Annotated in this window: 24 protein-coding genes; 8 read left to right on the forward strand and 16 right to left on the reverse strand. The window is 56.7% G+C overall.

What is annotated here, in order from left to right:
• Window positions 1–457: 457 nt before the first annotated feature.
• Entirely contained in the window at window positions 458–3,565 is a 3,108-nt protein-coding gene (rne, locus tag INF86_RS03885; protein ID WP_063841144.1) for a ribonuclease E, read from the forward strand.
• Window positions 3,566–3,605: 40 nt separating this feature from the next.
• Here rne and INF86_RS03890 read toward each other — a convergent pair whose 3' ends face one another.
• Window positions 3,606–4,544, reverse strand: a complete 939-nt coding sequence (locus INF86_RS03890; protein WP_022647733.1) for a LysR family transcriptional regulator — start codon at window positions 4,542–4,544, stop codon at window positions 3,606–3,608.
• A gap of 109 nt (window positions 4,545–4,653) precedes the next feature.
• On the opposite strand from INF86_RS03890, the gene INF86_RS03895 reads away from it, so the two are divergent.
• A complete protein-coding gene (locus tag INF86_RS03895) occupies window positions 4,654–5,865 on the forward strand; it encodes an MFS transporter (RefSeq protein ID WP_022647732.1) in 1,212 nt (403 codons plus the stop codon).
• Window positions 5,866–5,940: 75 nt separating this feature from the next.
• Here INF86_RS03895 and flgL read toward each other — a convergent pair whose 3' ends face one another.
• The 11 genes from flgL to flgB all read right to left on the reverse strand — a co-directional run bounded on the left by flgL (window position 5,941) and on the right by flgB (window position 15,798).
• Window positions 5,941–6,894, reverse strand: a complete 954-nt coding sequence (gene flgL, locus INF86_RS03900; RefSeq protein WP_022647731.1) for a flagellar hook-associated protein FlgL — start codon at window positions 6,892–6,894, stop codon at window positions 5,941–5,943.
• 16 nt (window positions 6,895–6,910) lie between these two features.
• On the reverse strand, window positions 6,911–8,551 hold the full coding sequence (gene flgK, locus INF86_RS03905; protein ID WP_154051624.1) for a flagellar hook-associated protein FlgK: 1,641 nt from the start codon (window positions 8,549–8,551) through the stop codon (window positions 6,911–6,913).
• Window positions 8,552–8,626: 75 nt separating this feature from the next.
• Window positions 8,627–9,580 (reverse strand): flagellar assembly peptidoglycan hydrolase FlgJ, encoded by a 954-nt coding sequence (gene flgJ / locus INF86_RS03910; RefSeq protein WP_063152019.1) that lies wholly within the window; start codon window positions 9,578–9,580, stop codon window positions 8,627–8,629.
• Window positions 9,581–10,678: a flagellar basal body P-ring protein FlgI gene (locus INF86_RS03915; RefSeq protein ID WP_022647728.1), complete on the reverse strand. Its 1,098-nt coding sequence runs from the start codon at window positions 10,676–10,678 to the stop codon at window positions 9,581–9,583. It lies immediately after the preceding gene.
• A 12-nt stretch (window positions 10,679–10,690) separates the two neighbouring features.
• On the reverse strand, window positions 10,691–11,389 hold the full coding sequence (flgH, locus tag INF86_RS03920) for a flagellar basal body L-ring protein FlgH (RefSeq protein WP_108367746.1): 699 nt from the start codon (window positions 11,387–11,389) through the stop codon (window positions 10,691–10,693).
• Window positions 11,390–11,446: 57 nt separating this feature from the next.
• On the reverse strand, window positions 11,447–12,229 hold the full coding sequence (flgG, locus tag INF86_RS03925) for a flagellar basal-body rod protein FlgG (protein ID WP_000625853.1): 783 nt from the start codon (window positions 12,227–12,229) through the stop codon (window positions 11,447–11,449).
• Window positions 12,230–12,240: 11 nt separating this feature from the next.
• Window positions 12,241–12,996, reverse strand: coding sequence for a flagellar basal body rod protein FlgF (locus INF86_RS03930; protein WP_022647727.1), 756 nt, complete (start codon window positions 12,994–12,996; stop codon window positions 12,241–12,243).
• Between the two features lie 20 nt (window positions 12,997–13,016).
• Entirely contained in the window at window positions 13,017–14,225 is a 1,209-nt protein-coding gene (flgE, locus tag INF86_RS03935) for a flagellar hook protein FlgE (protein ID WP_045622627.1), read from the reverse strand.
• 26 nt (window positions 14,226–14,251) lie between these two features.
• Window positions 14,252–14,962, reverse strand: coding sequence for a flagellar hook assembly protein FlgD (gene flgD, locus INF86_RS03940; RefSeq protein ID WP_003857994.1), 711 nt, complete (start codon window positions 14,960–14,962; stop codon window positions 14,252–14,254).
• Window positions 14,963–14,973: 11 nt separating this feature from the next.
• Window positions 14,974–15,378: a flagellar basal body rod protein FlgC gene (flgC, locus tag INF86_RS03945; protein WP_003857997.1), complete on the reverse strand. Its 405-nt coding sequence runs from the start codon at window positions 15,376–15,378 to the stop codon at window positions 14,974–14,976.
• Window positions 15,379–15,381: 3 nt separating this feature from the next.
• Window positions 15,382–15,798 carry a flagellar basal body rod protein FlgB gene (gene flgB / locus INF86_RS03950; RefSeq protein ID WP_022647724.1) on the reverse strand — a complete coding sequence of 139 codons (417 nt, stop codon included), beginning with the start codon at window positions 15,796–15,798 and terminating at the stop codon, window positions 15,382–15,384.
• A 157-nt stretch (window positions 15,799–15,955) separates the two neighbouring features.
• Between flgB and flgA the strand changes: the two genes are divergently transcribed.
• The 3 genes from flgA to flgN all read left to right on the forward strand — a co-directional run bounded on the left by flgA (window position 15,956) and on the right by flgN (window position 17,432).
• Window positions 15,956–16,615 (forward strand): flagellar basal body P-ring formation chaperone FlgA, encoded by a 660-nt coding sequence (gene flgA, locus INF86_RS03955; RefSeq protein ID WP_022647723.1) that lies wholly within the window; start codon window positions 15,956–15,958, stop codon window positions 16,613–16,615.
• Window positions 16,616–16,708: 93 nt separating this feature from the next.
• The gene (gene flgM, locus INF86_RS03960) at window positions 16,709–17,002 is read left to right on the forward strand and encodes a flagellar biosynthesis anti-sigma factor FlgM (protein WP_003858002.1); all 294 of its coding nucleotides are present in this window, start codon (window positions 16,709–16,711) and stop codon (window positions 17,000–17,002) included.
• A 4-nt stretch (window positions 17,003–17,006) separates the two neighbouring features.
• Window positions 17,007–17,432: a flagella biosynthesis chaperone FlgN gene (gene flgN / locus INF86_RS03965; RefSeq protein WP_022647721.1), complete on the forward strand. Its 426-nt coding sequence runs from the start codon at window positions 17,007–17,009 to the stop codon at window positions 17,430–17,432.
• A 58-nt stretch (window positions 17,433–17,490) separates the two neighbouring features.
• Here flgN and murJ read toward each other — a convergent pair whose 3' ends face one another.
• The 4 genes from murJ to rimJ form a co-directional block, all read right to left on the reverse strand.
• The gene (gene murJ, locus INF86_RS03970) at window positions 17,491–19,026 is read right to left on the reverse strand and encodes a murein biosynthesis integral membrane protein MurJ (RefSeq protein WP_193543247.1); all 1,536 of its coding nucleotides are present in this window, start codon (window positions 19,024–19,026) and stop codon (window positions 17,491–17,493) included.
• 129 nt (window positions 19,027–19,155) lie between these two features.
• Window positions 19,156–20,079, reverse strand: coding sequence for a Gfo/Idh/MocA family protein (locus INF86_RS03975; RefSeq protein WP_193543248.1), 924 nt, complete (start codon window positions 20,077–20,079; stop codon window positions 19,156–19,158).
• 2 nt (window positions 20,080–20,081) lie between these two features.
• Complete coding sequence (locus INF86_RS03980; protein ID WP_045307934.1) at window positions 20,082–20,732, reverse strand: YceH family protein; 651 nt, start codon at window positions 20,730–20,732, stop codon at window positions 20,082–20,084.
• Between the two features lie 9 nt (window positions 20,733–20,741).
• Window positions 20,742–21,326, reverse strand: coding sequence for a ribosomal protein S5-alanine N-acetyltransferase (gene rimJ, locus INF86_RS03985; RefSeq protein ID WP_161177296.1), 585 nt, complete (start codon window positions 21,324–21,326; stop codon window positions 20,742–20,744).
• A gap of 236 nt (window positions 21,327–21,562) precedes the next feature.
• Here rimJ and mdtH point away from each other — a divergent pair, with 236 nt between their 5' ends.
• The 3 genes from mdtH (at window position 21,563) to pyrC (ending at window position 24,630) form a co-directional block, all read left to right on the forward strand.
• Complete coding sequence (gene mdtH / locus INF86_RS03990) at window positions 21,563–22,771, forward strand: multidrug efflux MFS transporter MdtH (RefSeq protein WP_063146117.1); 1,209 nt, start codon at window positions 21,563–21,565, stop codon at window positions 22,769–22,771.
• 120 nt (window positions 22,772–22,891) lie between these two features.
• Window positions 22,892–23,452: a lipoprotein gene (locus INF86_RS03995; protein WP_022647717.1), complete on the forward strand. Its 561-nt coding sequence runs from the start codon at window positions 22,892–22,894 to the stop codon at window positions 23,450–23,452.
• A gap of 128 nt (window positions 23,453–23,580) precedes the next feature.
• Window positions 23,581–24,630: a dihydroorotase gene (pyrC, locus tag INF86_RS04000; RefSeq protein WP_063146118.1), complete on the forward strand. Its 1,050-nt coding sequence runs from the start codon at window positions 23,581–23,583 to the stop codon at window positions 24,628–24,630.
• Window positions 24,631–24,669 lie beyond the last annotated feature (39 nt).

A 24,669-nucleotide genomic window follows, 5' to 3' on the forward strand; every position in this document is an offset into this window, starting at 1 on the left:
CAATCACCCCGTTGAAGTGAAGAAACTGTGAGTAACCGGGTGATAATTGGTAAAAGTCATCTTGCTATAACCCGGCGAGCAGTGGAATAATGAATCCGTTTTCCGCGTTAAATCCGGGTTTTGTAAGGATGTCGACGGAATGACCAATTTTGTCTGACCGATCATCCACGCAGCAATGGCGTAAGACGTATTGATCTTTCAGGCAGTTAGCGGGCTGCGGGTTGCAGTACTTCCCGGTATAAGGATTGTTCTCTGGAGAGTTTTCCCAGGCAATTCCCCTGATAATTGCGCTGTGTTTCCCTATGAAATACAGGCAACCGACACTCTGCGCCTCTTAAGCGAGCGACAACCGTGAGGTTGGCGACGTGAATAGACACGAGGCCATCGGTTCATACCCCGGAAAGCGTCACCTTGCCCGCAGCTTTGTCGTCAATGTAAGAATAACGAGTAAGTTACGATGAAAAGAATGTTAATCAACGCAACTCAGCAAGAAGAGTTGCGTGTCGCCCTTGTGGATGGGCAGCGCCTGTACGATCTGGATATCGAAAGTCCTGGACACGAACAGAAAAAAGCGAACATTTACAAAGGCAAAATCACCCGCATTGAACCAAGCCTTGAAGCTGCATTTGTCGATTACGGTGCTGAGCGTCACGGTTTCCTTCCTCTCAAAGAAATCGCCCGCGAATATTTTCCTGCAAATTACAACTCCCATGGCCGTCCGAACATCAAAGATGTTCTGCGTGAAGGTCAGGAAGTTATCGTCCAGATCGATAAAGAAGAGCGTGGCAACAAAGGCGCCGCGCTGACCACCTTTATCAGTCTGGCAGGAAGCTATCTGGTATTGATGCCAAACAACCCGCGTGCGGGTGGCATCTCTCGCCGTATCGAAGGCGATGACCGTACCGAGCTGAAAGAAGCACTGGCAAGTCTTGAACTGCCAGACGGCATGGGCCTTATCGTGCGCACCGCAGGCGTTGGCAAATCTGCCGAAGCGTTGCAGTGGGACCTGAGCTTCCGCCTGAAACACTGGGAAGCCATCAAGAAAGCGGCAGAAAGCCGTGCTGCGCCGTTCCTGATCCACCAGGAAAGCAACGTCATCGTGCGTGCCTTCCGTGATTATCTGCGTCAGGACATCGGTGAAATTCTGATTGATAACCCGAAAGTGCTTGAGCTGGCTCGCCAGCACATCGCCGCGCTGGGTCGCCCGGATTTCACCAGCAAAATTAAACTGTACACCGGTGAAATCCCGCTGTTCAGCCATTATCAGATTGAATCCCAGATCGAGTCTGCCTTCCAGCGTGAAGTGCGTCTGCCGTCCGGCGGTTCTATCGTTATCGATACCACCGAAGCGTTGACCGCCATCGACATCAACTCCGCGCGTGCAACCCGCGGCGGCGACATCGAAGAGACCGCCTTCAACACCAACCTTGAAGCCGCTGATGAAATCGCCCGCCAGCTCCGCCTGCGCGACCTGGGTGGTCTGATCGTTATCGACTTCATCGACATGACCCCGGTTCGCCACCAGCGTGCGGTTGAAAACCGTCTGCGTGAAGCGGTGCGCCAGGATCGCGCGCGTATCCAGATCAGCCATATTTCTCGCTTTGGCCTGCTGGAGATGTCCCGTCAGCGCCTCAGCCCGTCTCTGGGTGAGTCCAGCCATCACGTCTGCCCGCGCTGTTCCGGTACAGGTACCGTTCGTGACAATGAATCTCTCTCCCTCTCTATTCTGCGTCTGATTGAAGAAGAAGCGCTGAAAGAGAACACCAAAGAGGTTCACGCTATTGTTCCGGTGCCGATTGCCTCCTACCTGCTGAACGAAAAACGTGCAGCGGTGAGCGCAATCGAAGCGCGTCAGGGCGGCGTTCGCTGCATCATCGTGCCAAACGACGAGATGCAAACCCCGCACTATCATGTGCTGCGCGTGCGCAAAGGCGAAGAGACAAGCACCCTCAGCTACCTGCTGCCGAAGCTGCATGAAGAAGAAATGGCGCTGCCGTCTGATGAAGAGCCTGCCGAGCGTAAACTGCCTGAGCAGCCAGCTTTAGCGACCTTTATCATGCCGGAAGCACCGCCAGAAGCGACGCTGGAAAAACCAGCGGAAAAACCTGCTGTGCAGAAAGTGGCTCCTGCCGCGCCAAAAGCGCAGCCTGAGCAGCCTGGTCTCCTGAGCCGCATCATCGGTGCGCTGAAAAAAATGTTTGCCGCCGAAGAAGTTCAGCCTGAGGAGCCGAAAGAAGCGCCAAAAGAAGCGAAACCAGAGCGTCAGCAGGACCGTCGTAAGCGTCAGAACAACCGTCGCGACCGCAACGACCGTGGCGATCGTAATGAGCGCCGTGATAATCGTTCCGATAACAACGAAGGCCGTGAACAGCGCGAGGACAACCGTCGCAACCGTCGCGAGAAGCAACAGCAGAACGTTGAAGATCGTGAGATTCGCCAGCAGGCGGGCGATGAGTCCGAGAAGAGCAAACAGCGTGACGAGCAGCAGCCTCGCCGCGAGCGTAACCGTCGTCGTAACGATGACAAACGCCAGGCTCAGCAGGAAGTCAAAAACCTGAATCGCGAAGCGCCTGTAGAACAGCAGGACACTGAGCAGGAAGAGCGTACTCAGGTTATGCCGCGTCGTAAGCAGCGCCAGCTGACCCAGAAAGTACGTATGGGTGTTGTTCAGGCCGAAGAAAACGACGTTATCGCGGTTGAAGCGGCTGAAAGCACAACGGGTACTCAGGTTGCGAAAGTTGACCTGCCAGCCGTAGTGGAAAATCAGGTTGAGCAGGACGAAAGCAGCGAAAACCGTGATAACGCAGGTATGCCGCGTCGCTCCCGCCGTTCTCCACGCCATCTGCGCGTGAGCGGTCAGCGTCGCCGTCGTTATCGTGACGAGCGTTACCCGACCCAGTCTCCAATGCCAATGACCGTGGCGTGCGCGTCACCTGAGATGGCATCCGGTAAAGTCTGGATCCGTTATCCGGTTGCACGTCCGGAGCAGGCTGTTGAAGAACAGGCTGTTACCGAAGAGGTGATTGCACCGGTCGTCGCGGTGGAAGACGTCGTGACTGAAGCGGCAACCGTGGTCGAACCGCAGGTTGTTGAAACAGCGCCGCCGCAGGCTGTGGAAGTGGAAACGACCCATCCTGAAGTGATTGCTGCGCCGGTTGATGCCGCACCGCAGATCATTGCCGAAGAAGATACCGTGGTGGCTGAAGAAGTCGCGGAAGACGCTAAGCCTGTATCCGCAGCAGAAGAGCCCGCAGACGTTGCCGTCGAAACGGTGACGGAAGAGGTTGTTCAGGACGTCGAGATTCAGGTTGAACCTGTTGTCGAAGAGGTCAAAGCGCCTGAAGTGAAATCTGAGCCGGTTGAGATCGTTGAAGCTGTAGCGCCTGCTCACATTGCTACCGCGCCAATGACTCGTGCCCCGGCACCTGAGTACGTGCCTGAAGCACCACGCCATAGTGACTGGGTTCGTCCGGAATTCAACTTCGAAGGTAAAGGTGCTGCCGGTGGTCACAGTGCGACGCACATGGCTACTGCCCCAGCTACTCGTCCTCAGCCTGTTGAATAACGCACGCTAAGACTGAAAGCCGACCTTCGGGTCGGCTTTTTTATGGCTGTTGCAGGGGCTTTCTCATCCCGGTGACCTCCGGCATTATCTGCCGCATCAGCTCCAGAAAACGCCGCAAACGCGCCGGATAATAGCGTGACCAGGGATAAACCAGATGTACCGGTAGCGCTGCTGGCTGCCACTCTGGCAGTAAATGCACCAGTCGCCCTTCCCGAATATCATCCTGTACCGTCCAGCTGGATACCACCGCCACGCCTAGCCCGGTGAGTGCCGTATTGCGCGCTACATACAGGCTGTCGGTACTCAGGCGTGGCGTAATGGTAACTCTCGCCGGGGTGGGTGTTGCCTCATGGAAGAGTTCCACATGGCGTTGATAAAAAGAGCTGATGGCAATCCAGGGGAGATGTTGCAGATCGTCCGGCGTGTTAACCGCGGGAAAACGGGCCAGGAGTGCCGGTGACGCTACCACCGAGCGCGGCACTTCAGCCAGTAGCACAGACACGGTTGCCGGATCGACTTCCACGCCCACCCGAATAGCACAGTCAAGGTTGTCGCCGAGGAAATCAACCGAGCGATCGTTAAGCATCCACTCAACAGAAAGCTGGGGATAGCGCTGCAAAAATTGGGTTAACGGTTTTAGTAGCTGATCCTGGCCAAACGCGTGAGGCGCGCGCACCCTCAGCACCCCGACCGGTTCATCTTCCGTCTGCCCCACCTCGTCTTCCAGCGCCAGCCAGCTGTCAATTACCCGTCGGGCATGCTGATAGCAACGTTCACCGTCATCGGTAAGCCGTGTGGTATGGGTTGTGCGCAGCATCAGGCGCACGCCCAGCATGGTTTCAAGCGACTGCAACCGTCGGCTCACCGTGGCCTGGGTTGTTGCCAGCTGACGTGCCGCCGCAGAAAGGGACCCCGCCTCCACAATGCGAACAAAGGTTCGCATCAGTTCTACACGATCTATACGCTCAGTCCGTTTCATATCATTTGCACCTATACGCTACACGTATAAGCGTTTTACCACCGCGCCCGCTACCGTCGCAAGGCGTACTGATAAAAAATAGCCGCACACGACGAATGAGGAACATCTTATGAACACAACCACCACCCGGGCCGTAAGCCGCTGGGTAATCTTAATGCTGGCGCTCGGTGCGGGCTTCAGCGTGGCATCCATCTATTATGCCCAGCCTCTGCTGCCGCTGATGGGCTCAGACCTGCACCTGAGCATCGAAGGCATGGGCATGGTCCCGACACTCACCCAGGCGGGTTATGCCTTAGGCATCCTGTTTCTGCTCCCGCTCGGCGATCGTTATGACCGCAGAACGTTGATCCTGATAAAAAGTGCAGCTCTGGCGCTGTTCCTGCTGGGTTGTAGCCTGACCGGACAACTGCATTCCCTGCTGCTCACCAGCCTGCTGATTGGCATGGCCGCCACCATGGCGCAGGATATTGTCCCGGCCGCAGCGATCCTCGCGCCGGAAGGCAAACAGGGAAAAACGGTCGGCACGGTGATGACCGGCCTGCTGCTGGGGATTTTGCTCTCCAGAACCGTGAGCGGCGTGGTGGGTGAAGCCTTTGGCTGGCGAGTGATGTATCAGCTGGCCGCCGCAAGCATTGCCTTTATCGGCGTGGTGATGTGGGCCGTACTTCCCCGCTTCGCCGTTCATTCCACGCTGAGCTACCCGGCACTGATGCGCTCCATGGAACACCTCTGGCGTCGCTACCCGGCGCTGCGTCGGGCTGCGCTGGCTCAGGGTTTTCTGTCGATCGCTTTTAGTGCGTTCTGGTCGACGCTGGCGGTCATGCTGCTGGAACGGTATCACCTTGGCAGCGCCGTGGCGGGTGGTTTTGGTATTGCCGGAGCCGCAGGCGCGCTGGCCGCACCGCTGGCAGGCGGTCTGGCCGATAAGCTGGGCGCCGGTAAAGTGACCCAACTGGGTGCCGCGCTGGTGACCCTCTCGTTTGCCCTGATGTTCCTGATGCCAGCCCTGGGTGTACACGGCCAGTTGCTCCTGATTGCCCTCTCCGCGGTCGGTTTCGATCTCGGTTTGCAGTCCAGCCTCGTGGCGCACCAGAACCTGGTCTACAGCCTTGAGCCGCAGGCCCGTGGGCGCCTTAACGCCCTGCTGTTTACCGTCATTTTCATCGGAATGGCGCTGGGTTCGGCATTAGGCAGCAATATCTATACGCTGGCAGGCTGGACGGGCGTGGTAGCACTGGCAACTCTGTGTGGTGCCATTGCGCTGGCTATCAGAGTGATTGAAAGCGCCCGGGTGGTGTCCGCTCAGGCAGAAAGTGTGTAAAAAAAATGCCCAACCCGGACGGGTTGGGCAGTCAAAACATGCCCAGTTTCAAGACATGTCAAACAGGTCAGAGTCTTATCTGTTCATCTGGAACAAAGACATACCCTGCATATCGCTAAAGGCTTTATACGAGGCCTGCAACGCCGCCTGCTGCATGGTGTAGGACGAAATCACCGAGTTCCAGTCTACGTCAACCAGGTCGCTCATCTGCTGAGTCTGGCCCAGCGCGCGGTCTTCACCCAGAGAATCCAGCTTGCCCAGCTCGTCCAGCTTGATGCCGAGGTCCGCGCGAACGGTCAGCACGTTGTTGAGGGAGTTGCTCAGGCCACGGTTGGCTTTATCAATAGCCGCCGTAAATGCTTCAGCCTTCGTTTCGTCATCGCCAATCGGCTTATTCAGCGCTTCAATTGCGGAGTCGAGGATCTTGAACAAATTCGTTTCCGGCGTACTACCATCTGGCTCTGGCTTCGCATTGCTGGTGAAGCTATCGAAAACTTCAGTGCCCGTATGGCTGATTTGCATCGTGCGCGCAGAGTCAACCTGCTGGCTGATTGGCGTTCCGCCGCCCTTATAATCACCCGTAGCCTGGTCGAAAGCCGCCGCTTCGGTTTTGTAACCGGAAAAAATATAGCGACCGTTACCGTCCGTGCTGTTAGCCAGGTTCATGAGCTGATCGCGAATACCTTGCAGGTTCGTTGCCAGCGAAGCGCGGTCATCGTCACTTAACGTACCGTTGCCCGCATTGACAATCTTTTCCTGAGCAGCCTGGATAGCGGTTGTCACTTGCGATAACACGTTTTCTTCCAGCGAGACTTTCGTCGTAGCGAAGGAGCGCGCCAGCGCATACTGGCTATTTTGCGTTTGGGCCTGAGAGAGCACAACGGCCTGCGAAGCGGCAATCGGATCGTCAGACGGACGGTTGATACGCTTCCCCGTAGACATCTGCTCGCCGTAGCTGAGCCAGAGGCTTTGGGAGTTCGTCACGCCGCGCATGCTTTGCTCATACATCATTTGAGTACTAATACGCATTTTTTATGCCTCAGCCTTAGCGGATATTGATCAATGCATCAAACAGCGTGCTCGCCGTTTGCAGCACCTGCGCATTCGCCAGATAGTACTGCTGATAGCGTTGCAGGTTGCCATACTCTTCATCCAGGTTAACCCCGGAGATTGACTGCTGTTGTTTGGTCAGCTGCGTAACAACGTTAACTTTGGTTTCGCTGCTGGTTTTCAGCGACGCCGTGGTGCTGCCCACCGTACTGACCAACGCGGCATAAGCATCGTTAAAGGTTTTGTTCCCCCCCACCAGCTTGGCGCTCTGCAAATCCAGCAGCTTTTGGCCATTGGTATTGTCGCTTTCGCCGCTTCCTTTCGCGGAAGCCATCGCCAGTTTGGATTCGTCGCTGATCGCAACGTCCATATTCACGATAACGTCATTCACCGGCTTCACGATAAAGCTGTCTTTATTATTGGCCGAGCCGCTAATGTTGACGTTGAGGCCATCAAACGACAGATTACCGCTGGTATCCGGCATAGCCGTGAAGCTGGTGTTATCTGACAGACGGGTGATGGTCCAGTCAGTACCGTTATACTCAACTTTGTAGTTTGTCGCCTGGACCTTGGTACTGTCCGTCATCGTTGCCGTCACGGACGCGCTTCCGGTGTTCTTACCGTTACTCAGCACTGCCGGGGAGCCAAAATCAAACAGCTTGCCGCCTTTATCCCCGTTGGCATCAAAGCCCGCCTGGTGCTGGGTATTCATGGCATCCGCAAACGCCAGCGCCATCTGGTTAAGCGTATTTCGCGCCTGATCCAGATCCTGAGAACGGAACGTTAACAGCCCCCCAAGCGACCCTGTGGTGATCTGTTTTTCTGAGATCTCCACGTTGCCTGCTGCGGCATCCACATACGCAATCGTTGTACGTGCAGGGTCCGCGCTGGATTTCACCGCAGCCAGCTGGCTGGCGTTGCTGCCCTGGACCAGGGTGTAGCCGTTGGCGATAGAGATGTTGTAGGTGCCGCTGTCCTGTACGGTCACGTCCACACCGACAATTTTGTTCAGTTCGCTCACCAGCTGATCGCGCTGATCGAGCAGTTCGTTCGGGGATGCGCCCGCCCCTACGCCAGTCAGCCGGGAAATCTGATCGTTAAGGTTGGCAATCTGCTTCGCATAGTTATTGATCTGATCGACGCTGGTAGAAATCGCCGTATTGACCTGCGCATCCTGATCGCGGAGATATTGATCGTTAGTTTTGAACTGGTTTACCAGACCATCTGCCTTCCCGAGTACCGTCTGGCGTGCAGCCGGATCTTCTGCGTTACTCACCAGCGTTTGCAGGCTTTTAAAGAAATCCTGGAGGTTGGCAGAAAGCGAGTTCGTGGTATCCGACAGCACGTCGTCAATTTTCGACATCTGCTGGTAGCGCGTGGTCAGGCCGCTGCTCTGGTTCTGCGCCGCGCGCAGCTGGTTGGTAATAAACGCATCATATTCACGCTGAACGCCGGAGACATAGACCCCGTTACCCACCCAGCCGCCGCCGGTCAGGGTGCTGTTTGATGCGCCCAGAATGGTAGTCTGGCGGGTATAACCTGCCACGTTGTAGCTTGAAATATTATTACTGACGGTATTGAGTGCCGACTGCGCAGCACTGAGGCCACTCATGGCGCTGTTAATCAAACTGGACATGGGGGTTCCTTTTATACGTTCAGACACGAGTCCTGATGAAGGTTATCGGCAACCTCCACCGGGACTTGAGAACTTTCAGAACAGATTTTCGAGATCTGTGCTATACGCTTTGCTGACCTTCTCAGACATGGATTTCAGCTGTTGGATCATGCTGGTCAGCTTGCGTGCATAGTTTGGATCGGTCGCGTAGCCGGCATTCTGCAATGCCTGAGCGCCCTGCTCTGGCGTGGTGGCCTGGGTCACGGCGGTGTAGCGCGGATTCCGGCTCAACAGCCCGACATAATCCGACAACGCTTCCAGATACGAGCTGTAGACGCGGAATTTGGCTTTCACCTTCACTGCCGCACCGTTCTCATATTCGGTGGTGGTAATTTCCGTGGTCGGCCCCTTCCAGCTGGAGGTGGCCTTCACGCCAAAGATGTTGAAGCTCGGCTCGCCGTTCTCCCTGCGGATCTGGCGTTGCCCCCAGCCTGACTCCAGCGCCGCCTGCGCCAGAATCAGATGGTGTGGCACGCCGCTTTCTTCACTGGCAAGACGCGCCGGCAGGGAGAGCTGCGCCAGGAAGTCTTGGCTGTCGCCGGAGAGCGGCTCGTCACGCGTTTCTGTCGGCTTCGGCATCGCCTTACGCACCATCTGCGTCAGCGCCTGATTTTGATAACTGGTCACCTTTTCCAGATCAAACTTCAGCGGCACCTGCGGCGGAGCCTCTTCAGGTGGCAGCCCCTGAGCGGCTGCGGTCTGTTTCACAATCATGTCCGCCAGGCCGAGCCCCTTTCCGGCGGTCATTTGCTGGGCAATCTGCTGATCGTACATGCTGGTGTAAAGCCGTGTGGAATCGCTGCTGAACATGCCATCTTTCGGCAGGGTTTCACGCATGCTTTTCAACATCATCTGCACGAACATGCCTTCCACCTGACGGGCAACCGGGCGGATATTCGCCGCCGGATCCTTGCCCGCTTTGGTTTTCAGCTCGTTGAGCGACTGGGCATCCCAGGCGGCACTGGTCAACAGTTTGCTATCGGTCAGCATTTAGATGATTTCCAGTTTAGCGCGCAGGCAGCCTGCACTTTGCATGGATTGCAGAATGGACATCAGATCCATTGGCGTTGCACCCAGCGCGTTCAGGGCACGCACCACGCTGTTCAGGTTGGCGCTGGAGCGCACGCTCTGCAACGATCCGCCGCTCTGTCGTAAATCAATCTGCGTTTGCGGGGTCACTACCGTCTGACCGCCACCAAACGGGGTATCCGGCTGGCTGACGTTGGCCGAGCGGTTAACCGTGACGGAGAGATTGCCCTGCGCCACGGCGCAGCTGTCCAGCGTCACTTCGCGGTTCATCACCACCGATCCGGTACGGGAGTTGATAATGACTTTTGCATCCTGCACCGACACGTTCACTTCCATATTCTGGATATCGGCCAGCATCCGCACCTGGTTGCTGCTACCGGTTGACGTGCGGATCTGCACGGTACGGGCATCCAGCGCGGTGGCGCTGCCGTAACCCCGGCTGCGGTTGATGGTGTCAGCAATCTGCTGCGCCATCGTGAAGTCTTCGTTATTCAGTTGCAGGTTAATGGTGTTGCCGGTGCCGAACTGGGTCGGCAGCTCACGTTCGATGATCGCGCCGTTAGTAATACGTCCCCCGTTCAGCTGGTTCACCTGCACGCTGCTGCCGCCCGCCGACGCACCTGCCCCGCCAACCAGAATGTTGCCCTGCGCCAGAGCATACACCTGGCTGTCGACGCCTTTCAGCGGCGTCATCAACAACGTACCGCCGCGCAGGCTTTTGGCGTTACCCATCGACGAGACAACCACGTCGATGGTTTGCCCCTGACGCGCAAAGGCCGGATAAGACGCGGTCACCATCACCGCCGCCACGTTTTTCAGCTGCATGTTGGTCCCCGCCGGTACGGTAATACCGAGCTGAGAGAGCATGTTGTTCAGGCTCTGGGTGGTGAACGGCGTCTGGGTCGTCTGGTCACCCGTCCCATCCAGCCCCACCACCAGGCCGTAGCCAATCAGGGAGTTTTCGCGCACGCCCTGCACGCTGGTGAGATCGCGAATGCGATCGGCCTGCGCAACGGTAGCGACCAGCGACAGCGCCACGGCGAAGAGAAATTTATACATAGGTCACCTCGCTTACATCGGCGATAAGTTAAGGAAGAAGCGTTGCAGCCAGCCCATATTTTGCGCTTCGTTGATGTAGCCGTTGCCGACGTACTCAATGCGCGCATCCGCCACCTGTGTGGACGGTACGGTGTTGGTGCCGCTGATAGTGCGAGGGTTAACCACACCGGAGAAGCGAATGAATTCCGTACCCTGGTTAATGGCGATCTGTTTTTCGCCCACCACGTGCAGGTTGCCGTTCACCAGAACCTGGTCAACCGTTACCGTCAGCGTTCCGCTGAAGGTATTGCTGGCGTTCGCGCCACCTTTACCGTTAAAGGTGTTGCCGCCGGAGGCTTCCACATCCGCACGGGCGTTGCCGAACAGCCCTTGCAGATAGCGCGGTACGGTGTCGAAGCCAAAATTGGTTTTGCCGTCGCGGCTGGCATTCGCCGACGAGCTCTTGCTCGCGCTGACGTTTTCCTGCAACACAATGGTCAGCGTATCGCCGACGTTACGCGGACGACGGTCTTCAAACAGCGGCTGATAACCGTAGTTAATCGGCTGCGCGGTCTGGAAAATAGAGCCGTTCACCACCGGCGCGGGGCCGGGAACGGGTTGGGCGGTAGTCGCACCCTGTACCAATGGTTTAGACGGGATCCAGGCACACCCGTTGAGGATGACAGCCAGAACAGTCAGGATCGGATAACGAAACGCCGCGTTTTTTTGCATTGCCTTCATCTTCGAAAACAGGGAGCCGGTGCGACGTTTACCGCACCGGGCTACACCTTAGAGTTGCGTCAGTTTTTGCAGCATCTGGTCGGTCGTCGACACTGCTTTACTGTTAATTTCATAGGCGCGCTGGACCTGGATCATATTCACCAGCTCTTCCGCCACGTTAACGTTCGAGGTTTCCACATACCCCTGGTACAGCAGCCCCGCACCGTTCAGGCCGGGGGTACTTTCATTTGGCGTGCCGGAAGACTGCGTTTCGGTGTAGAGGTTCTCACCGATGCTTTCCAGTCCGGTATCGTTCATGAAGGTCGTCAGGTTGAGCTGACCAACCTGAACCGGCGCGGCCTGACCTTGCTGAGTGACGCTGACGATACCGTCACGGCCAATGGTGATGCTCAGCGCGTTCGCCGGGATGGTGATCGCAGGCTGAACCTGGAAGCCGCCCGCCGTCACCAGCTGACCATTCTGATCCACCTGGAACGAACCATCGCGGGTATAGGCGGAGGTCCCGTCAGGCAGTTGCACCTGGAAGAAACCCTGACCTTTGATGGCAACGTCTTTGCTGTTGTTGGTCTGGGACAGGTTGCCCTGGCTGTGCAGACGCTCGGTAGCGACCGGGCGGACGCCGGTACCAATTTGCAGACCGGACGGCAGCGTGGTTTGCTCAGAAGACTGCGCCCCTGGCTGACGAATCGTTTGATAAAGCAAATCTTCGAAAACCGCACGCTGGCGCTTGAAACCATTGGTGCTGACGTTTGCCAGGTTGTTGGCAATTACATCCATATTGGTTTGCTGTGCGTCCAGACCGGTTTTCGCGATCCATAAAGAACTGATCATAGGGAGTCCTGTTAACTCATAGCCAGAAGTTGGTTAGCCTTGCCTGCGTTTTCATCGACGCTGCTGATGATTTTCATCTGCATTTCGAAGCGGCGGGCGCTGGCGATCATGTCGGTCATGGCTTCGACCGGTTTGACGTTACTGCCTTCCAGCACGCCGGACATCACGCGGATGGTCGGGTCGGCCTGTAACGTGGCGCCACGCGTGGCCTGCGCCGCCTGGGTCAGACGGAACATCCCGTCATCACCACGCTGCACTTCGTTGCCTTCCGCTTTCACCAGCTTCAGACGACCGACAGGCGCAACGGTGTTCGCCGGGTCGCCCGGATTCAACGCCGAGATCGTCCCGTCTGCCGCAATGGTCAGCTCTGACCCTTCCGGCACCGTCAGCGGACCGGCTTCGCCCATCACCGGATGCCCCTGAATCGTCAACTGTCCGGTGGCGCTCACCTGAATGTTACCGTTGCGGGTATACCCTTCTGCGCCGTCAGCCGTTTGCACCGCCAGCCAGCCGTCCTGCTGAAGGGCAACGTCCAGCGGACGCGCGGTGTAATCCATCTGGCCTGGCGTCATGTCGGCGCCCGGCGTGGAGGCGGTGACCAGCGTACGCGTGGGCAATGACAGCCCTTCTACCGGCACCGCACGCAGTGCGTTGAGCTGTGCACGAAAACCAGGCGTGGAGGCGTTCGCCAGGTTGCTGGCGGTAACAGCCTGCTGATTGAGCGTCTGGCTTGCAGCCCCCATCGCTGTATATATTGCGTGATCCATTGCGCTTTCCCGTCAGCCGCTTAACGCAGGTTAACCAGCGTGTTGAGGATCTGATCCTGGGTTTTGATGGTCTGCGCGTTGGACTGGTAGTTACGTTGCGCGACAATCATGTTCACCAGCTCTTTACTCAGATCGACGTTGGAGGCTTCCAGCGCGCCGTTGGTCAGCGTGCCGAAGTTACCGGAACCCGCGGTACCCAGCAGGGCAACACCGGAAGACTGCGTGGCAGACCAGACGTTATCCCCTTCGGACTTCAGGCCTTCGTTGTTGGCAAAGTTTGCCAGCACGATCTGGCCCAGCACCTGGGTCTGTTCGTTGGAGTAGTTACCGACAACGGTGCCGTCATCGTTGATCTGGTAGCTCACCAGATCGCCCGGCTTATAACCGTTCTGGCTCGTCGCCACGATGTTGTTCGCACCGGTGTTCTGCTGCATGGAGTTCGCGAAACTCATTTTGAAGGTTGCCGCCGTTGCACCAGTGATCTCCCCGGTCTCGATATCGACTTCCCCACCGCCGGTCAACACACCGCTCTCATTAAAGACCAATGTGGTTGCCAGTTTCGCTGCATCTCCCGCTACGCTGCCGTCCTGCGAATACACCTTCCAGGAGTTAGCTGGAGTAGCGTCTTTGACATAGAACAGGTTCATGTTGTGCGCATTACCCTGGCTGTCAAACACCGTCACGGTGCCTTTCTTGTTGTAAGAGTCAGGGTTGGCCGGGTCGAATGCGACGGTTGGCGCGGTATCGGTGGAGTTCAGGTTGATCTGCTGAGAAGCCGTGGTGGTGGACTTCGCCGCCATCAGCGTCGTTGGGATGGTGATCGCCTGCGGATTCGCACCGGTTTGCACCGTCGGCGGCGTGCCGGCAACCGGATAACCGGTTAACTGTAGCCCCTGCATGTTCACCAGGTTACGGTTTTCATCCAGCTTAAACTGGCCGTTGCGGCTGTAGAACACGGAACCGTTGGCATCCACCATACGGAAGAAACCGTTCTGGCTGATGGCGACATCCAGACCACGACCGGTGTTGGTGGTCGTCCCGTCGGTGAAGTCCTGGGTGATACCCGCAACCTTCACGCCCAGGCCCACTTTAGAGCCTGCAAACATATCTGCAAAAGACGCAGAACCGGATTTAAAACCATAGGTCGCGGAGTTGGCGATGTTGTTGCCAATGACGTCCAGGTTGGTGGCCGCAGCATTCAGGCCGCTGACCGCTTGAGAAAAGGCCATGACTTACTCCTGATAAGTATGAAGGCTTAGATAATCTGCCGAACTTCGTCGAGTGTGGTGGTACCGGAGGTACCCAAATCCAGTTTGTTGCCATCGCTACCTTTGATGACGCCCTGAACCAGGGCAAACTGTAGCGGCTGAGCCACCAGCTGCGTGGTGCCGTTGCTGGCGCTAATCGCAACCTGATACGAGCCGTTAGGCGCTTTAGTGCCGTCGGTCAGGCTGCCATCCCAGGTAAAGGTATGAACGCCCGCTTTAAGCTCGCCAATCTCAATCGTGCGCACCACGTTGCCGCTGGCGTCTTTGATGGTGGCGGTGACTTTGTCGGCCGGTTGCTGCAACTCAACGCCAAACGGCGTCGTGGTGGTGGTGGACGTGCCATCGGTGGTGCTGGTGCCCGCCAGAATCGTGGTCCCCGGGATCATCACCCCGTGACCGATCAGGTTGGCGGCCTGCAAGGACTGGCTGTTATCGATTTGACCGGAGACCGAGCCGAGCGTGGTATTCAGTTTCTCAATGCCGCTGACGGTACTGATCTGCGCAAGCTGCGTGGTCAGTTCGTTATTCTGCATCGGATTGGTCGGGTCCTGATTTTTCAGCTGTGCCACCAGCAGGGTCAGAAAGCTGCTCTGTAAATCGGAGGCATTGCTCCCGGTGAGAGAGCTGGAACCGGTTGCACTACTGGTGCTGTTGACGCCGGTATTTGTCGGGTCATTCACGTTTACGGCGATGGACATGCGTGTCTCCTTTACTGGCCGAGAGTGAGTGTTTTGAGCATCATGCTCTTCACGGTATTAAGCACTTCGACGTTTGCCTGGTAGCTGCGTGACGCGGACATGGAGTTCACCATCTCCCCGACCACATCCACGTTCGGCATTTTCACGTAGCCGCTGGCATCCGCGAGCGGGTTGCCTGGCTCGTAAACCAGCTTGTCGGGCGCCTGGCTCTCAACCACGTCCGCCACTTTCACGCCGCCCGTTGCCGCACCCGGTGCAGCATCAACCTGGAAGACGACCTGTTTAGCGCGATACGGTTGTCCGTCAGGGCCGGTCACGCTATCGGCGTTGGCCAGGTTACTGGCTGCCACGTTCAGTCGTTTGGACTGCGCCGTTAATGCCGAACCGGCGATATCAAAAATATTCAGCAAGGCCATTTACTAATTGCCCCCCTGCAGGACGGTCATCATGCCTTTGATTTGCCCGCCGAGTAGCGTCAGGCCTGTCTGGTATTGCAGGCTGTTATCGGCAAACTGTGTGCGTTCCCGGTCCATGTCGACGGTGTTGCCATCAAGCGAGGGCTGATCGGGGACACGATAAAGTAAGTCAGTTGATGGCGCGGTCATCGCCTGAGCGGGAATATGCCGTGAGGATGTCAGGGCAAGTGAGACACCCGTCCCTTCGGCACGTCCACGCTCCATCACTTTTTTGAGTTCACTGGAAAAATCAATATCGCGCGCCTGATACCCGGGGGTGTCCGCGTTGGCGATATTGGCGGCTAAAATTTCCTGCCGCTGGGCGCGTAAGTTGAGCGCTTCCTGCTGAAAACGTAACGCGGCGTCGAGTTTATCGAGCATGTCTCCTCCGCTGATGAGAAAATTTCAGTTCACAGCTTAAATCTCACCCCGTCTCCCCTATCGACGGAATAAGCGCAAAATGCGTCGCTATTTGTTGCGTTGATGGAAAACCACTGCGGGTAGAATTTGCTTAATTCTGGACATGGTGGAACGTGCGATGCGGACTTTTAAACGTGGCCTTGCGGCGACCCTGCTGCTTTTGAGCCCTCTTGTGCAGGCTGAGGGGTTAGAGAACCAGCTCAATGCATTCTTTGCGCAGAAGCTGGCCGGTTTTAGCGATGACGTACGCGTGACCGTACGCACCCCGCCTAACCTTTACCCTTCCTGCGAAGCCCCGTCATTTAGCGTGACCGGCAGCACCCGATTATGGGGCAACGTGAATGTGCTGGCGCGTTGCGCCAACGAAAAACGTTATTTACAGGTTGCGGTTCAGGCGACAGGCAATTATGTTGTCGCCGCCGTTCCCATTCCCCGGGGCAGCCTGCTGCAACCAGACAGCGTAACGCTGAAGCGAGGCCGTCTGGATCAGCTTCCACCGCGGACGATGCTGGATATTAACCAGGCTCAGGAGGCAGTCAGCCTGCGCGATGTCGCTCCTGGACAGGCGATACAGCTCTCTATGCTGCGCCAGGCGTGGCGGGTGAAGGCGGGACAACAGGTGATGGTAGTCGCCAATGGCGAAGGCTTTAGTATCAACAGTGAAGGAAAAGCGCTGAATAATGCCGCAGTGGCGCAAAATGCCCGGGTCAGAATGTCCTCAGGCCAGGTGGTCAGCGGCACGGTCGGTCCTGATGGGAATATTCTGATTAACCTGTAATCTTTTTAAAGATTTCGCGGCGACTGCCGATAAATATTCAACAAATGATGATGTCAGGCGCAAACGCCGCGAACCCTCGATGAGGACAACACTATGAGCATTGATCGTACATCAGCCCTGAAGCCGGTTAGCACTGTACAACCTCGCGAAACGAATGAGGCTGCCCCGCAAAAAACGCGTCTGGAAAAAACCTCGACGGCTAACAGCACCAGCGTCACGCTGAGCGATGCGCAGTCGAAGCTGATGCAGCCAGGCAGCAGCGATATCAACATGGAACGAGTTGAAGCGCTGAAAACGGCTATCCGTAACGGCGAACTGAAAATGGATACCAGCAAAATCGCTGATGCGCTGATTCAGGACGCACAGAGTTTCCTCCAGAGTAACTAACCGTATGAGTCGACTGTCAGAAATACTGGATCAGATGACGGTGGTCCTGAACGACCTGAAAACGGTGATGGACGCAGAACAGCACCACCTCTCTTCTGGTCAAATCAACGGCAGCGCGTTGCAACGCATTACTGAAGATAAAAGCTCGCTGCTGGCGACCCTGGATTATCTGGAAAAACAGCGACGCGCTGAGCAAGACACGAAACGCAGCGCCAATGATGAGATCAACGAACGCTGGCAGACCATTACAGAAAAAACCCAGCATCTTCGCGATCTCAACCAGCATAACGGCTGGCTGCTGGAAGGTCAGATTATCCGTAATCAGCAGGCGCTTGAGGTGTTAAAGCCCTATAAAGAGCCGGGGCTGTACGGTGCGGATGGTCAAACGGCCACGGCACGTATCACGGGCGGGAAAAAGATTTCGATTTGACGCACTAGCGGCATGTCATGAAGCGGGGAGCACCTTCTGGTGACTCCCCTTTTGGCGTTTATACCGTGCGGCGGGTAAACTCTTTCACCTTGAAGCCAAGCACCGCCAGCGTGGCAAAGTACGCCACCACCCCGACCACCACTACGGCCATCAGACGCATCAGGCGGTAAGGCATGGTGCCCTGCGCCCATTCAGGCATGACATACAACATGCCAACCAGCACGGCCGCCATCACTACTACCGCGATCGCCAGACGCAGCAGGAAGCTTGCCCAGCCCGGCTGCGGGGTGAAGATATCCTGCTTACGCAGCTGCCAGTACAGCAGCCCGGCGTTGAGACAGGCCGCCAGACCAATCGACAGTGACAGACCCGCGTGTTTCAGCGGACCAATAAACGCCAGGTTCATCAGCTGCGTCATGATCAGCGTCACAATGGCAATCTTAACCGGCGTTTTGATGTCCTGACGTGAATAGAAGCCGGGCGCAAGCACCTTCACGACAATCAGCCCCATCAGCCCCACCGAGTAGGCTACGAGCGCACGCTGGGTCATGGCGGCATCAAAGGCGGTGAATTTTCCATACTGGAACAACGACACCGTCAGCGGTTTCGCCAGGATCCCCAGCGCCACCGCGCTTGGCAGCGCCAGCAGAAAACAGAGACGCAGACCCCAGTCCATCAGGCGGCAGTATTCATCGTGGTTGCCGCTGGCGAAACTTTTCGACAGCGACGGCAGCAGAATAGTCCCCAGCGCCACGCCCAGCACCCCGGATGGAAACTCCATCAGCCGGTCGGCGTAGTACATCCAGGACACCGAGCCCGACACCAGGAAAGAGGCGAAGATGGTATTGATGATGAGCGAGATCTGGCTGACGGACACGCCGAGTATTGCCGGTCCCATCTGTTTGATAACGCGCATTGCGCCCGCATCTTTGAAATTAATGCGCGGCAGAACCAGCATGCCGATCTTTTTCAGGTGCGGGAGCTGGTAAGCAAGCTGTAACACCCCGCCGACGGTCACGGCCCAGGCCAACGCCAGCACCGGTGGGTTAAAATGCGGCGCGGCGAACAGCGCAAAGCCAATCATGCTGACGTTAAGGAACGTGGGGGCAAAGGCCGGCACGGAGAAGCGGTTCCAGGTATTCAGGATGGCACCCACCAGCGACGCCAGCGAAATCAGCAGAATATAGGGGAAGGTTATCCGCAGCAGTTGCGTCGTCAGGGCAAATTTATCCGCCGTGTCGGCAAAGCCCGGCGCCGTTACCATGATTACCCAGGGCGCTGCCAGCATCCCCAGTACGGTCACGATCGCCAGCGCCAGCGTCAGTAAACCGGAAACGTAAGCCACAAAGACGCGGGTGGCATCTTCGCCCTGCTTGCTTTTATATTCCGCGAGGATCGGGACAAATGCCTGTGAGAAAGCCCCTTCGGCAAAAATACGGCGCAGCAGGTTCGGCAGCTTGAACGCAACGAAAAAGGCGTCAGTCGCCATCCCTGCGCCAAAAACCCTTGCCACAATGGCATCGCGAGCAAAGCCAAGCACGCGGGAAAACATGGTCATCGAGCTGACGGCCGCCAGCGATTTTAATAAGTTCATTAACGTGAAGTTCCACAACCCTACGGATTTCCAGGACGGATAAGCGAAAGCGCCACCCGGCAAAGCCAACAAGCGGCGCTTAGTCTAACCGGATTTCAACGAATTACTATCGGCAGATGTTACAGCGAGTTATTCCGACATCGCTTCGCGCCAGAGTCGTTCCACGATGCGCTGCGCCAGAATGGCCTGCTCCCCGGACGTTTCAGGAACCGTCTGATTCTGCACGCAGGTAATGAAGTGACGCGCGCAGCCCACAAAGCCACGCTGCTCCAGGGTGCTCTGCCAGCCGGGAACGGGTAACGCGAGCACGCCATTGCCCTTCTCTTCCCGCCACTCACGCATATCGGTGACGTCATACAGCGCGCCATCCGTAACAGCCTGCACGGACTCGCGCTGGCTGCCCGCCCGACGATGCATGCTGGTCGTCACCTGTAAATGCTCAACGGCAAAATGATGTTCGGCGTAAACCATTTCACCCTGCTCGTTGGTCAGCAGCGTGCCGCTTTGCAGTTGGGCTTTTCCGTTACTCAGCCACAGGGCCGTATCCACGACGTGGAGATAATCATCCAGCAGCGTGAACCGCAGATCGTTCGGCCCCACGCTGTCGGTACGGTGCTTATCCATACGCAGAGAGGCAAACGAGCCGGCCTGCGCTTTAAGCTGCTGATAGAGCGGCGCAAAACGGCGGTTGAAGCCGACCATCAGCGTCAGCTTTTTACGCGCGGCCAGCTCAATCAGTCGTTCAGCATCCTGCACATTTTCCGCCAGAGGCTTATCAACGCAGACGTGAACGCCTGCGTTCAGCAACTCGCTCACCACCTGGAAGTGCGTCGCGGTTGAGGTATGCACAAATACCGCATCACATTCACGGGCTAAATCCTGGAGTGAGCCAGCATAAGGGATGCGCCAGGTTTTGCAGATGCGCTCTGCTTTCTCGCGAGTGGGCGACCACGCCCCTTGCAGCGTCCAGTCTGACGCGGCGCCTAAAACGGGCAGCCAGGCTTTTTGCGCAATCCCGCCCAGCCCCACCACTCCAATGCGTAATGTAGTCACGGTTAATCTCCCAGGTGTGCGAGTAAAGCATCCAGACGCTGCTTCAGCCCGGCAACCTCGTCTTCCAGGGCTGCCACGCGCGCAGTCAGGCTGTCGTTTGATGCTGGCGTGTCGGATTCGACGGCAAGCGTAGAGGACTCCACGTCGCCGCTAAACAGGTGCATGTAGCGGCTTTCACGCTTGCCCGGCTCGCGGGCCAGACGCACCACGTAAGGACCGTCCTCGCGTGAGGCTAATCCCTCCAGCGTCTGTTCAACGTCCTGCATATCCTGAAACTCATGCATGCGGGAGGCGCGTGTGCGCAGTTCACCCGGCGTCTGCGCCCCGCGCAGCAGCAGCGTGGTGATAACCGCCACTTCTGCGGCGCTGAGTTTTAAATCGCCAAATTCGGAATTACAAAAGCGCTGTTCATATTTAGTGACGCGATTACCGAAGCCGCTGACGGTGCGCAGGTAGTGGCGCTTCACCAGCTCATCAAGGATATCCTGCACCTCGTACTCGCCAAGGTTCATCACCGGCTCACGGTTCGTCTTTTGGTTGCAGGCCATCGTGACGGCATTCACGGAAAGAGGATACTGTTCCGGCGTCGTAACCTGCTTTTCCAGCAGGCAGCCAATCACGCGCGCTTCGGCGCCATTTAACTGATATTTCATCTTTTCTCCTTAACGACCCGCGGTCCACTCCTGCGTGGTGAGCGCGGTGAGGACATGGTCCCGCCACTCGCCGTCAATCAGCAGATAATCTTTGGCATAGCCCTCTTTCTCAAACCCCAGGCGGGCCAGCAGATCGCCGCTGCGCTTATTGTGCGGCATGTAGTTCGCCATAATGCGATGGATATGTTGCGTGCGCTGCATGTAGCGAATCGCCGCCGTCAGCGCCTCAAACATGAGCCCCTGCCCCTGCCATTTCTGGCCGATGGAATACCCGAGATAGCAGGCGTGAAACGACCCGCGTACTACGTTTGAAAAATTGGCAATGCCAACGATCTCTTTCTCTTCCGGATCGAGAAGCGCGAAATAAAACGCACTTCCCTGTTTGTGAAATTCCGCAATCATACTGAGGCGCGCCTGCCAGCCAGAGGGGTAGCAATGGCTCTCGTCCCGAACGGGTTCCCAGGGTTTTAAAAACTGGCGATTCTCGGCGTAATAATCCGCCAGACGCCAGGCATCACGCTCATGCACCAGACGAACGATCAGCCTGTCCGTCGTCAGACGCACTTTTGGCACATTACTGCGATAGCCAAACATCGATACCACTCCTTCCCGTCGCTTCTGCTCTGCCTGTTAGCTTTACTATACCTGCGCCTGTGCCTTCTGTGAAAACAGTGACATACCATTTTTATCGCTTTTCACATTTTTCGATGAGAACTCTCTATCAAAGCACCTTTTTGATAAAAAAATATTGTCGCCAGCAGGTATGTGAAAAAGCGCGGCGACACCGCAGAATATTAGCGTGCTCACCTTTTATTTTCCCTGGAGGGAAAATGTCCCGCGTATCACAGGCCAGGAGCCTGGGTAAATATTTCCTGCTCGTCGATAACATGCTGGTCGTGCTCGGCTTTTTTGTCGTTTTTCCACTTATATCGATTCGTTTTGTCGATCAAATGGGCTGGGCGGCGCTGATGGTCGGGATCGCGCTGGGCTTACGCCAGTTTGTACAACAGGGTCTTGGCGTTTTTGGCGGGGCAATAGCCGACCGCTTTGGTGCGAAACCGATGATCGTCACCGGCATGCTGTTACGTGCGGCGGGATTCGCCACGATGGCAATCGCTCATGACCCCTGGCTGCTGTGGTTCTCCTGTTTCCTTTCCGGGATTGGCGGCACCCTTTTCGACCCACCGCGTACCGCGCTGGTAGTCAAGCTGATCCGCCCACAACACCGGGGTCGTTTCTTCTCAATTTTGATGATGCAGGACAGCGCTGGCGCGGTGGTGGGTGCCCTGCTGGGAAGCTGGCTGCTGCAATACGATTTCCGCCTGGTCTGCGCCACCGGCGCGGTGCTGTTTATTCTCTGCGCGCTGTTTAACGGTCTGTTTCTGCCTGCATGGAAGCTGTCGACGGTAAAAGCGCCGGTGCGGGAAGGGCTTGACCGCGTGCTGAGCGATAAACGCTTCGTCACCTATGTTTTAACGTTGACCGGCTACTACATGCTCGCCGTGCAGGTCATGCTGATGCTGCCGATTATGGTTAACGATATTGCCGGCACGCCGGCGGCGGTAAAATGGATGTATGCCATTGAGGCCTGCCTTTCTCTGACTCTGCTCTATCCGATTGCCCGGTGGAGCGAGCGCCGTTTCCGGCTTGAGCACCGTCTGATGGCCGGGCTGTTGCTGATGACGCTGAGCATGATGCCCATCGGCCTGGTGAACTCACTCCAGCAGCTGTTTATGCTGATTTGCACCTTCTATATTGGCTCAATCATTGCCGAGCCGGCCCGTGAAACCCTGAGCGCGTCACTTGCCGACGCCCGGGCCCGTGGCAGCTACATGGGCTTCAGCCGTCTCGGACTGGCGCTTGGCGGCGCGCTGGGTTACACCGGTGGCGGCTGGCTGTTTGATGCCGGAAAAGCGCTCCATCAGCCGGAGCTGCCGTGGGTCATGCTCGGTATGGTCGGCTTTATGACGCTGATTGCCCTCTGGTGGCAGTTCAGTGATAAACGCAGCACCCGCGGGATGCTGGAGCCTGGCGCCTGACCTTCTGGGGGAGGATATTTACCTCCCTTCACTATCAGTTTTTTCTGCTGGTTTCTCCAGGATCACCCTGACATACTGGCGTATCAGGACAGATGCGCCGATTTTATGTTGAGGAACACCATGAAAAAGATCGTTATTGCCGCTGCGTTAATTGTCAGTGGGCTGCTGGTGGGATGTAACCAGCTTACGCAGTACACCGTCAGTGAGCAGGAAATTAATCAGGCGCTGGAAAAACATAATAACTTTTCAAAAGATATCGGCGTGCCCGGCCTTGCGGATGCACATATCGTCCTGACGAATCTCGCCAGCCAGATTGGACGCGAGGAGCCTAACAAAGTCACCCTGTCCGGCGATGCCAGCCTGGACATGACCTCGCTCTTCGGCAATCAGAAAGCGGATATCAAACTGAAGCTCAAGGCGCTGCCGGTCTTTAATAAAGAGAAAGGGGCAATTTTCCTGCAAGAGATGGAAATCGTCGATGCGGTCATCACGCCGGATAAAATGAAACCGGTGCTGCAAACGCTGATGCCTTATCTCAACCAGTCGTTACAGAACTATTTCAACCAGCAGCCCGCCTACGTTCTGAGCGAAGACAAGAGTAAGGGCGAATCTCTGGCGAAAAAATATGCCAAAGGGATAGAGGTGAAACCGGGTGAAATCATCATTCCTTTCACCGACTAAATACTCCGGGCGCTCAGGCGCCCGTTTTTTTTAACGGAATAGTGTGCAAACGAAAACGTTTCCGCTTATGATTTGTGTCCGGCAAAAACAGCCATCTTATGACTGATCCCTTTCAAGCCGGAGCTTCCATGACTGTACAATCCCAGGTTCTCAAAATCCGCCGCCCAGACGACTGGCATATCCATCTTCGTGATGGCGACATGCTGAAAACCGTCGTGCCGTATACCAGCGAAATTTATGGCCGTGCGATTGTTATGCCTAACCTGGTTCCGCCAGTCACCACCGTCGAGGCCGCGATCGCCTATCGCCAGCGTATCCTTGACGCCGTTCCGGCCGGGCACGATTTTACTCCGTTGATGACCTGCTATCTGACGGACTCGCTGGACCCCAATGAGGTTGAGCGTGGGTTTAACGAGGGTGTGTTCACCGCCGCGAAGCTCTACCCGGCAAACGCCACCACCAACTCCAGCCATGGGGTGACGAGCATCGACGCCATCATGCCCGTTCTGGAGCGAATGCAAAAACTGGGAATGCCACTGCTGGTGCACGGGGAAGTGACCCACGCTGACATTGATATTTTCGATCGCGAAGCGCGTTTTATCGAAACGGTCATGGAGCCGCTGCGCCAGCGTCTTCCTGGGCTGAAGGTAGTGTTTGAACACATTACGACCAAAGATGCCGCAGAGTATGTCCGGGATGGAAACGAATTGATTGCCGCCACCATCACCCCGCAGCACCTGATGTTTAACCGTAACCACATGCTGGTGGGTGGCGTTCGCCCACATCTGTATTGTCTGCCGATCCTCAAGCGCAATATCCACCAGCAGGCGCTACGTGAGCTGGTCGCCAGCGGCTTCCCGCGCGCGTTCCTCGGCACGGATTCCGCCCCGCATGCCCGTCACCGAAAAGAGGCGAGCTGCGGCTGTGCAGGCTGCTTTAACGCCCCGACCGCCCTGGCAAGTTACGCAACCGTCTTTGACGAGATGAATGCGTTAGGCCATTTCGAAGCCTTCTGCTCCCTTAACGGCCCGCGTTTCTACGGTCTGCCGGTTAATGACACGTTCATTGAGCTGGAGCGCAAAGAAAGCCAGGTTGAAGCGTCGATTGCGCTCACCGACGATACGCTGATCCCCTTCCTGGCCGGTGAAACCGTAAGCTGGACGGTAAAAAAAAGCTAAAAAATTGTCATCCCCCTGTTGTCAAACCGCCAATATAAC

The sequence above is a fragment of the Enterobacter cloacae complex sp. I1M genome (assembly GCF_014982425.1).
Classification (GTDB): domain Bacteria; phylum Pseudomonadota; class Gammaproteobacteria; order Enterobacterales; family Enterobacteriaceae; genus Enterobacter; species Enterobacter intestinihominis.